This window comes from Geitlerinema sp. PCC 7407 (assembly GCF_000317045.1).
Taxonomy (GTDB): Bacteria; Cyanobacteriota; Cyanobacteriia; order PCC-7407; family PCC-7407; genus PCC-7407.
Map to the genome: position 1 here is coordinate 1765253 of NC_019703.1, position 13500 is coordinate 1778752.

General features: G+C 61.7%; 12 protein-coding genes. 4 read left to right on the forward strand and 8 right to left on the reverse strand.

All coding sequences use genetic code 11. The annotated features are described in order from the left end of the window. Positions 1-118: 118 nt before the first annotated feature. Positions 119-586, reverse strand: a complete 468-nt coding sequence (locus tag GEI7407_RS07510) for a hypothetical protein (RefSeq protein ID WP_015171540.1) — start codon at positions 584-586, stop codon at positions 119-121. 29 nt (positions 587-615) lie between these two features. After that, positions 616-1020 carry an NIL domain-containing protein gene (locus GEI7407_RS07515; RefSeq protein ID WP_015171541.1) on the reverse strand — a complete coding sequence of 135 codons (405 nt, stop codon included), beginning with the start codon at positions 1018-1020 and terminating at the stop codon, positions 616-618. A 203-nt stretch (positions 1021-1223) separates the two neighbouring features. Between GEI7407_RS07515 and GEI7407_RS07520 the strand changes: the two genes are divergently transcribed. Beyond that, complete coding sequence (locus GEI7407_RS07520; protein WP_015171542.1) at positions 1224-1940, forward strand: response regulator transcription factor; 717 nt, start codon at positions 1224-1226, stop codon at positions 1938-1940. A 4-nt stretch (positions 1941-1944) separates the two neighbouring features. Here the strand turns inward: GEI7407_RS07520 and GEI7407_RS07525 are convergent, their stop codons facing one another. Beyond that, positions 1945-3471 carry a gluconokinase gene (locus tag GEI7407_RS07525; RefSeq protein WP_015171543.1) on the reverse strand — a complete coding sequence of 509 codons (1527 nt, stop codon included), beginning with the start codon at positions 3469-3471 and terminating at the stop codon, positions 1945-1947. Positions 3472-3799: 328 nt separating this feature from the next. Here GEI7407_RS07525 and GEI7407_RS07530 point away from each other — a divergent pair, with 328 nt between their 5' ends. Together GEI7407_RS07530 and GEI7407_RS07535 are read left to right on the forward strand one after the other, a co-directional pair. Then, positions 3800-5593 (forward strand): polysaccharide deacetylase family protein, encoded by a 1794-nt coding sequence (locus tag GEI7407_RS07530; RefSeq protein WP_015171544.1) that lies wholly within the window; start codon positions 3800-3802, stop codon positions 5591-5593. 155 nt (positions 5594-5748) lie between these two features. Continuing rightward, positions 5749-6612: an alpha/beta fold hydrolase gene (locus tag GEI7407_RS07535; RefSeq protein WP_015171545.1), complete on the forward strand. Its 864-nt coding sequence runs from the start codon at positions 5749-5751 to the stop codon at positions 6610-6612. Here the strand turns inward: GEI7407_RS07535 and GEI7407_RS07540 are convergent. The 3 genes from GEI7407_RS07540 to GEI7407_RS07550 all read right to left on the reverse strand — a co-directional run bounded on the left by GEI7407_RS07540 (position 6609) and on the right by GEI7407_RS07550 (position 10811). Then, complete coding sequence (locus GEI7407_RS07540) at positions 6609-8822, reverse strand: hypothetical protein (RefSeq protein WP_015171546.1); 2214 nt, start codon at positions 8820-8822, stop codon at positions 6609-6611. The two genes, GEI7407_RS07535 and GEI7407_RS07540, sit on opposite strands and share 4 nt — an antisense overlap. Before the next feature lie 92 nt (positions 8823-8914). Continuing rightward, positions 8915-9571 carry a hypothetical protein gene (locus tag GEI7407_RS07545; protein ID WP_015171547.1) on the reverse strand — a complete coding sequence of 219 codons (657 nt, stop codon included), beginning with the start codon at positions 9569-9571 and terminating at the stop codon, positions 8915-8917. Between the two features lie 121 nt (positions 9572-9692). Beyond that, positions 9693-10811 (reverse strand): hypothetical protein, encoded by a 1119-nt coding sequence (locus tag GEI7407_RS07550; protein ID WP_015171548.1) that lies wholly within the window; start codon positions 10809-10811, stop codon positions 9693-9695. A 349-nt stretch (positions 10812-11160) separates the two neighbouring features. On the opposite strand from GEI7407_RS07550, the gene GEI7407_RS07555 reads away from it, so the two are divergent. After that, complete coding sequence (locus tag GEI7407_RS07555) at positions 11161-11526, forward strand: hypothetical protein (RefSeq protein ID WP_015171549.1); 366 nt, start codon at positions 11161-11163, stop codon at positions 11524-11526. Between the two features lie 216 nt (positions 11527-11742). On the opposite strand, the gene GEI7407_RS07560 is transcribed toward GEI7407_RS07555, so the two are convergent. Both GEI7407_RS07560 and GEI7407_RS07565 read right to left on the reverse strand, forming a co-directional pair. Continuing rightward, positions 11743-12156 carry a nuclear transport factor 2 family protein gene (locus GEI7407_RS07560; protein ID WP_015171550.1) on the reverse strand — a complete coding sequence of 138 codons (414 nt, stop codon included), beginning with the start codon at positions 12154-12156 and terminating at the stop codon, positions 11743-11745. Between the two features lie 117 nt (positions 12157-12273). Then, positions 12274-13470: a VWA domain-containing protein gene (locus GEI7407_RS07565; RefSeq protein ID WP_015171551.1), complete on the reverse strand. Its 1197-nt coding sequence runs from the start codon at positions 13468-13470 to the stop codon at positions 12274-12276. Positions 13471-13500 lie beyond the last annotated feature (30 nt).

The following is a 13500-nucleotide window of genomic DNA, read 5'->3' on the forward strand; positions in this document are numbered from 1 at the left end:
ATCAAAAACCGTAACTGACGCCACCTCCATCGACCCAGGCGATATCGTGAAAACTATAGAACCTCATGCATCTGAGCCAGCAGCCCTTCCCAGGCTGCTTTTTCGTTGGGAGCGCGTTTCACAGAACGTGGGTCAGCACCCACTGAATGTTGTAGGTGGCCCAGCCAGCCCCCAACCCCGCAAAAGCGATGACAATGAGCAGCCAAAAGGATTGGCGCTCGTTGAAGCCGCCGGTTTGGAGATCTAGGCGGACTAGCGCTTCGGAGGCCACCAGGACCAGCAGGTAGGCGAAGACGTGGATCCAGGTGAGCATGACCACCACCAAAAATGCCCCGCCCACGGCGGCGACAAAGGAGGTCAAGTTGCTCTTGAACCACTGATTAATGATGCGCTCGAGGGTGCGCAGCGGGGAGGTGGTAATGAAAGCGAGCATGACCGCCAGTAGCTCGGCTGGCAGCCACAAAGCCCACCAGTGGTGGGCAATTTTGATTTCTGCGATCGACCAGCCGAAGGTGCCGTAGGCGATCAGCATTAGCAGGAGAGAAACCCAAGGCAGTCTTTGTAGAAACTGGAGTACAGCGGGCATGATGGAACGAAAGCAAGAAGGACGCTAAGTCAAAGATCTGTGGCGATCGCCTGCACTGGGCAGGTGGGGACACACTGTTCACAGACGATGCAGCGCGATCGCGTGAAGGTCAGTCGGAAGGTCTTGGGATCGAGGGTGAGCGCCTCAGTGGGACAAACCCCCGTACACAGACCACAGTGTACACAAATTTCTTCGTCGATGAGAATTTCGCGGCTAGCGAGGGAAACCCCGATATCCTGCGATCGCAGCCAGTCAATGGCAGCATCGAGTTCATCAATATCCCCCGACAACTCCACCACCAGCTTACCGATTTGGTTGGGAGCGACCTGGGCCCGGATGATGTTTGCCGCAACGTTGAAATCTTTGGCCAGGCGGTAGGTTACGGGCATATGCACCGATCGCCGAGGAAACGTAAGCGTGACGCGTTTTTTCACAAGTTGGGCAGCGAAAACTGTAGCTAGCCCTAGCTTAGCACCGGGGTTCCTTCCCCTGGCCTAGCCCTTGGGAGAGAGCCGTGATTTCCAGCAGAAACTGCCTATACCGAAAGAGATATTTATACCGGGTCACTTTCGGAATCCCTGTAGACTGGTTTTCAAAGATTGCTCCTTAAAATCCCCAAAAATCCTTAGAAACGACGATGAGTGACATCCGTGTTGTCTTGATTGAAGACCATGACCTAACGCGCGTGGGCCTGCGTACAGCGCTCCAGCAGCGGGACGGCATTCAGGTGGTGGGAGAGGCGCCCAATGCGACGGAGGGGCTGCGAATTCTCAAATCCGCGCAGCCGGATGTGGCCGTGGTGGACATCGGCTTACCGGATATGGACGGTATCGAGCTGACTCGCCAGTTTCGCGAAGGGGCAGTCGAGGGCGATCCGGCCACGAAGATTTTGATTTTGACCATGCATGACAATGAGGATGCCGTGCTCTCTGCCTTTGCGGCGGGGGCCGACTCCTACTGCATGAAGGATGTCAGCATTGACAAGCTGATCGAGGCGCTCCATGTGACCCACGAGGGCAACGCCTGGATCGACCCGGCGATCGCGCGCATCGTGCTGAGCCAGAGCCGCAAGGTGCCGGAGGTGACGGTGCCTGCCGAGACGAAAACCATCGCCGCCGATGCGGGCCAGCCAGAAGAGTACGAGCAGATCCTGGAGGCCTACCCCCTGACGGAGCGAGAGCTAGAAGTGCTCGAGCTGATCGTGGCTGGATGCAGCAACGCGGCGATCGCCGAAAAGCTCTACATCACGGTGGGCACCGTCAAAACCCACGTCCGCAACATTCTCAACAAGCTCTGCGCTGATGACCGGACCCAGGCAGCGGTGCGCGCCCTGCGATCGGGCTTGGTGGAATAGCGCTCTAGCCCTGAGTTTGCCAGGCTGCCAGGGCCGAAAACGTTGACTCTAGGCTGTGGTAGGCCGATTCGTACAGGCGAAACAGCTCCCGGTAGCGCTGAGTGCGATCGGGGTCCGGCGAAAAGCGTTCGTAAATCGGGGTAAAGGACTGAACCGCCGATAAATCGGGCAGCCAGCCCACAGCGTGCAGGGCGAGCAGCGCTGCCCCCCAGCTGCTGGCGTCGTAGACGGCCGGGATCGCCACCTCAACCCCCAGCCCGTCGGCCAGCATCTGCTTCCAGAGGGGCGATCGCGCGAAGCCCCCAGCGGCCCGCACCTCCGAGACAGCGGTCGGCAGCGGCAGCGTCCGGTAAATGGCGGCCAGATTCAGCACGATGCCTTCGAGGACGGCCCGGGTCAGGTGCGATCGCCGGTGATGGGACGCCAAGCCGAGAAAAGCGCCCCGAGCCGCCGGATTCCAGTAGGGCGATCGCTCCCCGGTCAAAAAGGGCAAAAACAGCAGGCCCTCCGCCCCCGGCGCGATGGAGGCTGCTCCGGCAATCAGTGCCTCGTAGGCATCCTGACCCGCTTCGAGGGCCGCCATCACCTCCGGCTGAGCGAGCTGATCGCGAAACCACTCCAGCACGACCCCGCCGCTGTTGGAGGCGCCGCCGACCACCCAGCGATCGGCGGTCAGGGCGTAGCAAAAGGTGCGCTGGTGAGGGTCGGTCTGGGGCTGGGAAACCGTGGCCCGCACCGCCGCGCTGGTGCCGAGGGTGATGGCGACCTGGTCAGGGGCGATCGCGCCCACGCCGAGGTTTGCCAAGACGCCGTCGCTGGCGCCCACTACCACTGGTAGATCGGCCCGCAAACCCAGCGTCTTGGCCCAGGCGGCCGTGAGGCCCCCAAGACAGTGGGTGGTCGGCACCAGTTCGCTCAGCTGGACTGGGGCAATCCCGGCGATCGCCAGCGCTTCGCGATCCCAGGCGTTTTGCCGCAGGTTAAACAGGCCAGTGGCCGAAGCGATCGACGTGTCGATGACCGCTTCGCCGCAGAGCTGCTGCAACAAGTATTCTTTGATAGAAACAAATTTGTGCGATCGCCGGAAGATCGCCGGCTCAGCCTGCTGGAGCCACAGCAGTTTGGCCAGGGGCAGCATGGGATGGAGCGGCGTGCCGACTCGCTCGTAGAGGGCCTGGGCCTGGGGCAACTGGCGCAGGGCCGCTGCCTGGGGGGCGCTGCGGTTGTCGGACCACAGGATGCTGGGGGTGAGGGGGCGGCCCTGGCCGTCGAGGGCGATCAGGCTGTGCATGGCCGAGCTAAGGCCGAGGGCGATCGCCCCGGTCGGTGCCAAGTTTGCCTCCGCGATCAGGGCCTGGACGGCTCCTAGGGCTCTGGCGACAACGGTGTCAGGATTTTGCTCTGCCCAGCCCGGCTGGGGGACCCGTGTTTCATAAAAAGCGACTTGCCGACCCAGCAGCTCGCCGGTGGTCGAAACCGCGATCGCCTTGGTGCTGGTGGTGCCAATGTCGAGCCCAATGCAATAGTCCATACCAAGCGTTCTAATTCGATCGTTTTCTCCCTGATCAGGGCGGACTTTCAGCGAATTCCTAGACGGCGAGCCTTCCAAGGGCGATCGCAGGACCCCACGGCACCCTGTAGAGTGGTAGGGGTTTGGCTGTGGTGCATCCCCAATTCCCGCGATCCTCTCGATCACCCTGATCAAGACCATCAAGACAAATTAGCAATCAAAACAAACCGGTAGACCTGGGTCGGTAGTTTGGCCCAGAACCTGCTCCGATGTATTGACAACTACCGGTCTTGGCCCTTGAGATTCGCTAGATCTATACAGCGGCGCTCCCTTTGCCTCCTCAATCCCTATGTTGCCTTCTGCTTGGAGAAACGGCCTGAACCTCTTTTTGGCTCGACAACAGTCCTCGATTTCTTTGCTCACGGCAGCTAGCCTGAGCTTGACGATTTTCCCGGGAAGCGCGATCGCCCAAGATCCAGCCACCGATGTCCCCCAGCCCCTGCCAGCCCGGAGCTGTGCGGCTCCAGCGGCGAAACCCCTGGCCGTCCAGCAGGCAGCCTCCCAGATCATGGAGGTCGCCACCTGGGTCAATACCCCCATCAACACCGTCGAAGCGATCGTGCGCAACTGGGGGCCGCAAATCATGGCCCTCAGCACGCCGACGGCGTGGCCCCAGATCAGCGATCGCGCCCAAAAGGCCAAAGTCCCCATTCTCATGTATCACGACATCCTGCCCGAAAAGCAGGTTTTTTTTGACGTGACGCCCGAGGAATTTGAGGCCCATCTCCAGCTGATCCAGGCCAGCGGCGCGACGCCCATCAGCCTAGATCAGCTAGTCACCCACCTGCGCACCGGCATTCCCCTCCCCGAAAAGCCCGTCCTGCTGACCTTTGATGACGGCTACAAGGGCCATTATCAGTACGTCTATCCCCTGCTGAAAAAATATGGCTATCCGGCGGTCTTCTCGATCTACACCGACAAGATCGACAAGCAGCTCGGGCGCTCCAGCATGACCTGGGACGAGGTGCAGGAGATGGCAGCCGATCCCCTGATTACCATTGCCTCCCACAGCGTTTCCCATCCCCGCGACCTCACGCAGCTGGAGACGGCGGACATGGAGCGCGAGGTGAAAGCGTCCAAAGAGGCCCTTGAGGCAAAGCTGGGACGCCCCATTCATTACTTCACCTACCCAGAGGGCCACTACAACGAGGCGGTGGCTGATGCCGTGGAGGCGGCGGGCTACCGGGCGGCCCTCACGATGGACGACTGGGATGAGCGCTTTGCGGGAGAGTCCGAGAGCCTGCTGGCGATCGCCCGGTTCGGACAGTCGCGCATCCAAGAGGTCGTGGCAGAGGCCTGGGGCGGTCCGTCGCTCCCCCGCTGGACCACGGGCTTCAACTTTGGGGCGCCGGTGGAGCTCACCCAGGCTATCTACGACGACGTGCCGCTGACGCTGATTGCGGGGGGACGACCGATCACGATTCACGCCGACAGCCGCTACCAAGTGCCCGAAATCCTGGCGGGAACTGAGGCGATCGCCGGTGTGGACGGCGGATTTTTCTCCCTGGAGTTTCTGGACTCCAACGTCATGATCGGCCCGGTCTACAGCCAGAGCACCGGCAAATTTGTCCCCGGCAACCGGGGCGAAAACCCGAAACTGCGCAACCGCCCCCTGGTGCTCATTGGCCCGACCGCCGCGCAGTTTTTGCCCTTTGATCCTGATCGGCACAACACCTTAGAAGGCCTCCAGGCTGAGATGCCCAATGTCACCGACGCCTTTGTTGGGGCGGCGTGGCTGGTCAAGCAGGGCGTCCCCCAGCCCCCAGAAAGTTTCGGCAGCCTGTTTGACTTTGATGCTGAGCGGCACCGGGCTTTTTGGGGGATCAATCAGGCGGGCCAGCCGGTGATCGGCGTGTCCCATGAGCCAGTGGACTCGGTGTCCCTCGGTGAAATGCTGGCCGAAGCGGGCCTGCGCGACGCCATCATGCTGGACTCAGGGGCCAGCACCTCCCTGGCCTATCAGGGTGAGTCCCTGGTCGGCTACGAGCCGCGACCGGTGCCCCACGTGGTGGCCTTGGTGCCGCCCGCGGGTATGGCGGCCGCGCCCCAGAGCTCCGAGGACTGCGTCATGGCCGCTCGCTAGAGCAACCTTTCCCCGAACGTTTCTTGCGATTTGTTTTGCCCCTTGGGCCTTGAGTGCCGGAGGGGCTTTTGGTTGGCGAGACTGCGGTCTTGCTGTCTGGGGCGATCGCAGGGATGATGCGAAAAAAGTTGCAAGCAGCAAAAAAGGAAGGTTCTGTGACAGCACGCGCAACCTACGAAGCGGAGGGCGATCGCCATCAGCTAACCCTGTCCAGCGGGATCAGTCTGGCCTATCGGGAATGGTCGCCGGGAAAAACGCCGGTTCTGCTGCTCCATGGCCTCGGGGATCATGGGCTGGTGTGGGCCGAGGTGGCCTCGGCCTGGGGCGATCGCTATCACTGCGTGGCGCCGGATCTGCGGGGCCACGGCGAAAGCAGCAAGCCCCCCACCGGCTACCGCTGCGAGGACATCATTGCCGACCTCGAAGGACTAATGGATCATCTGGGCTGGTCCAGCGCCCATGTCGTGGCCCACTCCTGGGCGGCCAAGGTGGCGGCAATCTGGGCTCGCCAGCGATCGCCCCGTTTCCAGAGTCTGGTGCTGGTGGACCCCTTCTTTATCGGGGCGCTGCCGGGCTGGCTGAAGGTCACCTTTCCCCTGCTGTACCGAGTGCTGCCTTTTTTGCAAACCATGGGGCCTTTTCCCAGCTACGAAGCCGCCGAAGCCAAGATTCGGCAGCTCAAGCAGTATCAGGGCTGGAGCCCCTTACAGCAGGCGGTCTTTGCCCAGGCCATGACCCAAAAAGAGGACGGCACCTGGGGCAGCAAGTTTGTTGTCCAGGCGCGGGATGAAGTCTTTGAGGACGTGATGCAGGTGGCGGGCCTGACGGAGCCCCTGGCGGTGCCGACCCTGTTTGTGCAGCCCGAGCAGGGCCTCAATCGCCGCGACTGGCAATTCAAGCCCTACCGCACCTACTTGAGCGATCTCACCTGGGCGGTGGTGCCGGGAAATCACTGGGCGTTTTTGGTGGAGCCGGAGCCGTTTGCGGAGGCTGTGGGCGGGTTTTTGGCCGCGCACTAGGGATTGAGGCAGTCCAGCTTGCGCTGAATCTGCTGCCGCAGAGCCGAGTCCTCGATGCGCTGGAGGGTTTGGCTGGCGCTGCTGCGATCGCCCAGATCGCGGTAGAGGAGGGCGATCGCCTCATACAGACTGGCGCGATCGCTGGGATTTTCGACCTCCAGCTTGCTGATCACGTTGCCCTCGCTGTCGGTGTCGACCCGAACAACCATCATCTCTGATTCAGAACCGGGGATCTGGGCCGTGGTGGCGAGGGCGTCGGTCAGGGTTTGGCGGGCGGCCTCGCTTTGGTTCCCCTCTCCGTAGCCGCGCGCGATGCGCACCTGAAGACTGGCGCGGTCCGATGGCCGCTCGATCTGGGTGGCGGCCTGACGGGCGAGGTCATAGCGGGCTGTTGTGGCCAGCTGATTGCTCACTTCCCAGAGCTTCCGCTCGTCCTGGTGTTCCTTGAACAGTCGAACTACCAGGGGGAGCGCTAGGTCGTATTGCTGGGCGTCCATCAGGACGTCGCTGACGGTGGTCAGCCCGTTGGCCTGGGCGCTGGGGTCGGGATTGCCAGTTTGGAAGGCGGCGACGGCTAGGTCCAAGGCCTGCTCAGCTCGCTCGGTATTCTGGGCTCGGCGGGCCTCCACCGCAATCAGGGCCAGGGCGCGGGCGCGCGGCAGGGCCTCCGGGAGGGCCTGGGCGGTCTGGATGACGTAGTCGTAGCGCTGGGGATCGGGGTTGCCGCGCAGCTCTAGACCGGCGGCGATCGCCCCGCTGACCATGAGTTTTTCCCAGGATTCGAGGGAGGGGAGCTGGAGGCTATCGGGGGCTTTGCCCGCGGCGATCGCGCCCCGCACCGCTCCCAGGAGCGCTTTTTCGCGCAGGAAGGGCCGCTGAATCAGCACCGCTAGCTGGGCTGCTAGCTCGTAGTCTCCCGCCTGGATCAGGCGATCGCTCTCGGCGGCCAGCCCGAACTCCACGAAGTCATCAAAGTTGGCGATGGCCGCTTGGGCGGTGGCCCGCAAATCCGCCAGGGCCTGGTTTTGGTCAGCGGTTTGGCCAGTGCGGCTATAGGCCTGGGCCAGGGCAATTTGGACGACTAGGCGGCGATTGGGGTCGCCAATGCGGGGCAGGGTGGGGGCGGCCAGCTCCGGCAAGCCAGCGGCGGCGGCCTGCTGAGCAACCACGGAGAGGGTGTATCCCTGGTCCTCGGCCTGACCGGCGATCGCCAGGGCCTGCTCAAACAGCGATCGCGCTTTGGCCGGCGATTGCTGGGCCTGGTTCGTACCCAGGGCGGCCCAGGTGGTGGCTTCGATATCCCGCTGGGCTGGCTCGACGGAGCGAATGCGCTCGGCGATCGCCTGGGCGGCGTCTAGCTGACCGCGATCGCTGTAGCTCTGGGCCACCCCGCGCAGGATGCTGGCGCGGTAGTAGGGCACCAGCTCGGGCTGCTGGGCGATTGCCAGGGCGGCTTCATCGCGCTGGAGCTGAGCGAGGCCCAAGGCGATGGGCTCTAGGGCTTGGCTCTGCTGGGCCGGATTGGGCTGCTCGAACTGCTGGACCCACTGCTGGGCCGCTTCAAACAGGGCGATCGCCTCGGCCGTCTCCCCGAGGGCCTGGTATTCCCGGGCGATGGGCGTGAGGACCTGAGCTTTGAAAGCGGCTCCCTGAACTGCGTTTGTGATTTGGCGAGCTTGGCTGAGGGTGGCGATCGCCGCCTCTCGCTGATCCAGTTTTCGGTAATAAGTGGCAACCTGGGTCAGGGTTTGGGCCTTGACGCGGCTATGGCCCGAGTCCAGAGACAGAATGGTTTGGCGGACCTGCTCGAGGGTCTCTAGGGCGGCCTGGCGCTCCTCAGGGGTCTTGGCCTGCTCGACCAAGCGCCCCAGCGCCGAGGGCTCACTTCCCTCGCTAACCAGCACCGAGTTTTCGATAAAGGCCGCCCGGGTAGCGCGATCGCCCATCTGGCCGAGGTCTCCAAACCCTTTGCGCACTAGGGGAGCTGCGGCGAGCAGCGCCGGGGGATCCTGCTTCAGGAAGGCGATCGCTCGCTCAAAGCGATCGCGCAGGCGCTCCTCAGTTTGCTGCTGGCTTTCGGCTGCGCAGCTCTGGGGGGCAGGCTCAAGGGATTGGGCATGGCTGGGCAGGCTGGGCCACCAGAGGGCGATCGCCATTAGGCTTGTGAGCAAAGTGCGCGATCGCCAGCGCCCGAGAGAAGCGTGTTTCATCGAAAATTCCTTGCAGGGGGAGGCAGCGGTCAGGATGCAGCAAACTTCAGTCGTGAGGCTTGGGAATCACCGAGATAGACCCGGTGGGGATGTTAACGGGGACTCACTTGCAGATTCTCAAGGATTTGGCCAGCCTGGGGCGCGAAACCGTCGCCAGCATCGGCGGGATAGTGCACCGTTGCCGTGAAGGCCTGACCATTCATTTCCCCGACGTAGACAGTGCCCATAAAGTTTTGCTGGTCGTTGTAGTCTGCCTCAAAGTCCACGCGCTGCTGAACCCAGGGATAGGCGCGCGGCCCATTGGTGCTTGTCACATTCCAGCCGTTGGTCTCTACTAGTCCATTGGCCCCAGAGACGCGCTCCTCCATCTCGGCGACGCTGCTGTTTTCGCGCGGCACATAGATCTGGACGTAGGCGTTTTCTGGACCTTGGCCCGAAAACTGAATGCTGGTGCCTTCCCCGGCGCTGGTGGCCCGCACCTCAAAGGTTTCCTCAGCGTAGTAGGTCGTCATGGGCACGCCCGGCTGCTCAAACAGCTTCAGCGTCACGTCCTGCTGGGTCCAGGGATCTTTGACCGTCTGGGTGCTGGGGCGATCGCCCGCCGTCGTGGCCACGGGGCTAGGGCTAGAAGCGCCCGGCGGAGAGTCGATCGGTTCTGGGCCAGCGGGCGCGGTGGGGGCACAGGCGATCGCGCCCAGTCCCAGGGCGATCGCAGTGCCAAATCCAAGCAAAAACTTCGAGGTGACCATGGGATGGGAGATTCGGTGAGTGGGAAGTGAGTGGGCAAGCGAGATGTAGCGGGCCATCTCCTGGGCTGTTTTCCAGCCATCAACTAGAGAAGGCCCCAGATGCTAGCGGCCAAAGCCAGAACTAGCGGCTAATGCGGCTCCAGGTTGCGATGATGTCCCGGAGGTTGGTCGGTAGCTGATCCGCGTTGATGTCGGTGTAGCGCAGCGTGCCCGACATGGTGCTCAGAGACACGCTGAAGTAGTCCGCTGCGCCCGCCGGAGCCGGGTAGTCCAGCCCCACGAAGTTGCTGTAGCCCAGCTCTTGGATCTGGCGAACGAAGCGCTCGACCTCCTGAGGCGAGAGCTGGCGAATCGTCTGGGGCGCAGAGCGAATGGTTTCACCCACCAAGAGGCTCACTACGCGACCATCATTCATCAGCATGATCTGCCGCGTTTGCCCCGCGAAGCCGCCGCTCGAGATGGACTGAAACACCACTTCATCGCCCGGATTGGCGGTCCGCTCCGCCTCTGGCAGCAGACCCGGCACGACGCCCTGCCCCTGAAGCTGGCTGGCCATCTCGTTGAGGCGAATCTCGGTCGCGTCCTGGTTCGTGTGATAGATCAGCACTTTTTGGCCATCGGTGACCACGGCCCGCCAGCCAAAAATCGCGATCTTGGTGCAGGCGGTTTCTGGTCCGGTGCTGATGCCGTAGCAGCCGTCCCAGACGCGGGACTCCACGGCGCTGATGCCCAGGCGATCGACGGAGACCCCGGCATCCCGAGCCGCCTGCTCTAGAATCCGCTGAGCTGCTTCTTCGGAGAGGCGATCGGACGGGCCGGGCTCCGTCGGCAGCGGGGGCTCTTGGCGAATGGAGCCCCCGCCGGCGTGAATCCGGTAAAACCAGGTTTGGCTGCCGTTGGTGATCTCAACGCGCCACCCCGGCGTCATGGCCGCTAGGCAGAGCTCGACCGGGCTAGGGATGCCCAGACAGCTATCGGACCAGATTTCGGCGGTGGCGCTGACGATGCTCAGGTTGCGGCGGGCAATCCCCAGATCACTGGCGGCCTGCCGGATCACGCGGCGACTGAGCCGGGAGGGCAGGCGATCGCCCTTGGGCTTTTGGCTGATGACGGTTTGGCCGGGCTGGGGCTGCATCAGGGGGACAGCAGCGCTCGGCAGACCCGAGGTGATCAGCATGCCGCCCGCGAGGAGAAATGCGGACATCATGCGGGAAGCAGAGAGTTTCGTTGAGTTTCGCATGGGAGTTTAGATGCCTTCTAGTCAGATGGGACAGGCCAAAGGGGTGTTGGACCTTGCACTACCGTAGCCAGGCTGATCAGAAAATCTGGGAGCCGTTACAAATTCGGAGACAAAAAAGGGCGATCGCCCCCAGCCATGGTGCGAGTGAATCCCTCACAGCGAGCGCCTTAAAGATCTATTTCTAACGGATGATCTTCTTGAAAACCTGGCCAAATTGCCTAAAAGCCGGTGGTTTCTCGACCGATTTCTATCCGATCGCCTCATCCTTTGATAGATGCCAAGAGGGGTGAATGATCAGATGCTGTAAACATCAAAAGAAAACGATTAATTTGCTCAGGAGAGTTCATAAATGACGGATCAGCAAAAGAAAACTTCTCACGAAAACAACGTTTCTAACGAAACTTACGATCCTCATATCGTGCCTGCCGAAACGGCTGCTCGCATCGAGCGAGAAGGTCAAAACTTCAAGCAAAAACCCGACCATGAAGACAGCATTGATACTGCGGGTGGCTACACCATGGACCGTGAAGGTCTGATGAATAACTACGCCATCGAGCCGGAAATGTATGTAGAGACGCCGGGCGATCTGCGCGCAGAAGAAGACGCTGAAAAAGCTGAGCGAGAAGAAGAATTAGCAGAAATTCAGGAAACCGACGAAGACGGTAAGCTGACCATGAAGGGAGACCGGCGCGGCAAGGGGCCAGGCGTCATCTAGAGCGGCTAAACCCCCGTGAAGGGCGATCGCCCTTCACGAAACCCTTCACCGATCCAGGCATTGTCAGCCGAAACTCGATAGCCCTCATTTCTGAGTGTTGATCTCTCCTTTGTCAGAAGAGAAAAGCCAGAGATGAGGGCTATTTTGGGGATTTTGAAGTGTCGATGAATAGATCAAAAATCAAGGATGGCGATCGCCCTCTTAGAGCGAAAAAAATTAGCCCTGGGTCTGGCCTGAGTCAGGGCGATAGGCCAGACTAAAATACTCTCGGTAAGCACACACGCGATCGCCCTGCAAATCAAAGGAAACTGCAACTTGATTGTTGTAAGCTTGGCCCTTTAAATTTCCTTGGGACGCGAGCTCAAAAACTACCGTTGAACCGCTGTAGGTAATGCGCTGTATTTCTGTTTCTAGACCCCCTTCAAACAGGTCCGAAACGTATTGAAAAAACTCGCGAGCGCGATCTTTGCCCACATTCACGCCCTGAAAGGCTCCGGCAGGAAAAGTGAAGGTGAAGTCGTCCGTCAGAATTTCGAGGAAAGGCTCCCAATCGCCGGTGCGCAGTCCCTTTGCAAACCGCTCGAAGGCTCGCTTTCCATCTTCTAATACGACCTCCGGGATTACCGTCATTCGTTTGGCCTCGGTGCAGCTTCGTGACAAGACTCTAGGGTACTGTATGCCATCTGCAAAAATTTCGCCTCCCGGCTAAATTATTTTGCGCCTCCATCGGGTGAGCGGAAGCGGAAATCAGTCCTTGGCGCGGCTGGTGACGATACTTTGCTTGGCGGCCCACTGGCCGATGTCCTGGCGACTAAGGGCAGCGGCCATGAGGTCGGGGAACTGGTCCGGCGTGCAGGCAAAGGAAGGGACGCCGAGGGCGGCGAATTTGGCGGCGTGGTTGTGGTCAAAGTAGGGCGCGCCGTCGTCATTGAGGGCGAGGAGGGTGATGAACTGGACCCCCGAAGCGGCGATCGCCCCCACGCGCTTGAGCATTTCCTGGGGGTTGCCGCCTTCGTAGAGGTCGCTGATCAGCACCAGCACCGTTTCCTGGGGCTTGCGAATTAGGCCCTGGCAGTACCCCAGCGCCCGGTTGATGTCGGTGCCGCCGCCCAGCTGCGTCCCAAAGAGGACCTCGATGGGGTCTTGGAGCATCTCGGTGAGATCCACGATGGAGGTGTCAAAGACAACTAGCTGGGTTTTGACGGCGGGCAGGGACGCCAGGACGGCGGCGAAAATGCTGGCGTAGACAACGGAGGTGGCCATGGAGCCGCTTTGGTCCACGCACAAAATAATGTCTCGCAGGGCCGATCGCTTGCGGCCAAAGCCGATGCGGGTTTCTGGAATGATGGTGCGGTACTCGGGCTGGTAGTGTCGCAGGTTGGCCCGGATGGTGCGCTGCCAGTCGATTTCGTTGTGGCGGGGGCGGCGGTTGCGCAGGGCTCGGTTGAGGCTGCCCTTGACGGCCTGCTCCATGGGACTGGAGAGCTTGCGCAGGAGCTCATCGACCACCTGCTGTACCACGGCCCGAGCGGTTTCTTTGGTTTCGGTGGGCATGATGCTGCCCAGGGCGATCAGGTTGGCCACCAGATGGACGTCGGGCTGGACGGCCTGGAGCATTTCTGGCTCTAGGAGCATCTGCTGGAGGTTGAGCCGCTCGAGGGCGTCCTGCTGCATGACCCGGACGACGGAGGTGGGGAAGTAGGTGCGGATGTCGCCGAGCCAGCGGGCAACATTGGGAGCGGAGCCGCCGAGGCCGCCCTGGCGATCGCTCCCCAGGCTGCGGCGATCGTAGAGGGCCTCCAGGGCCAGATCCATGGCGCGATCGCCCTCACTGAGGCGATCGCCTGAGCCCTCGCCCTCGCCGGGACCGCCGCTGCACAGACTGCCTGCGGCATCGCCGCCCAGGATCAAGCGCCAGCGCCGGAGTCGTTCGTTTTCGTCCATGAAATCTTTCCAAAAGAGGGCAGGTCGTCA

Bases quoted from the DNA above. Each gene is read 5' to 3' on its own strand.
- GEI7407_RS07555 (WP_015171549.1), top strand. From the start codon at position 11,161: ATGACGGATCAGCAAAAGAAAACTTCTCACGAAAACAACGTTTCTAAC.
- GEI7407_RS07530 (WP_015171544.1), top strand. From the start codon at position 3,800: ATGTTGCCTTCTGCTTGGAGAAACGGCCTGAACCTCTTTTTGGCTCGA.
- GEI7407_RS07560 (WP_015171550.1), bottom strand. From the start codon at position 12,156: ATGACGGTAATCCCGGAGGTCGTATTAGAAGATGGAAAGCGAGCCTTC.
- GEI7407_RS07565 (WP_015171551.1), bottom strand. From the start codon at position 13,470: ATGGACGAAAACGAACGACTCCGGCGCTGGCGCTTGATCCTGGGCGGC.
- GEI7407_RS07520 (WP_015171542.1), top strand. From the start codon at position 1,224: ATGAGTGACATCCGTGTTGTCTTGATTGAAGACCATGACCTAACGCGC.
- GEI7407_RS07525 (WP_015171543.1), bottom strand. From the start codon at position 3,471: ATGGACTATTGCATTGGGCTCGACATTGGCACCACCAGCACCAAGGCG.
- GEI7407_RS07545 (WP_015171547.1), bottom strand. From the start codon at position 9,571: ATGGTCACCTCGAAGTTTTTGCTTGGATTTGGCACTGCGATCGCCCTG.
- GEI7407_RS07540 (WP_015171546.1), bottom strand. From the start codon at position 8,822: ATGAAACACGCTTCTCTCGGGCGCTGGCGATCGCGCACTTTGCTCACA.
- GEI7407_RS07510 (WP_015171540.1), bottom strand. From the start codon at position 586: ATGCCCGCTGTACTCCAGTTTCTACAAAGACTGCCTTGGGTTTCTCTC.
- GEI7407_RS07550 (WP_015171548.1), bottom strand. From the start codon at position 10,811: ATGCGAAACTCAACGAAACTCTCTGCTTCCCGCATGATGTCCGCATTT.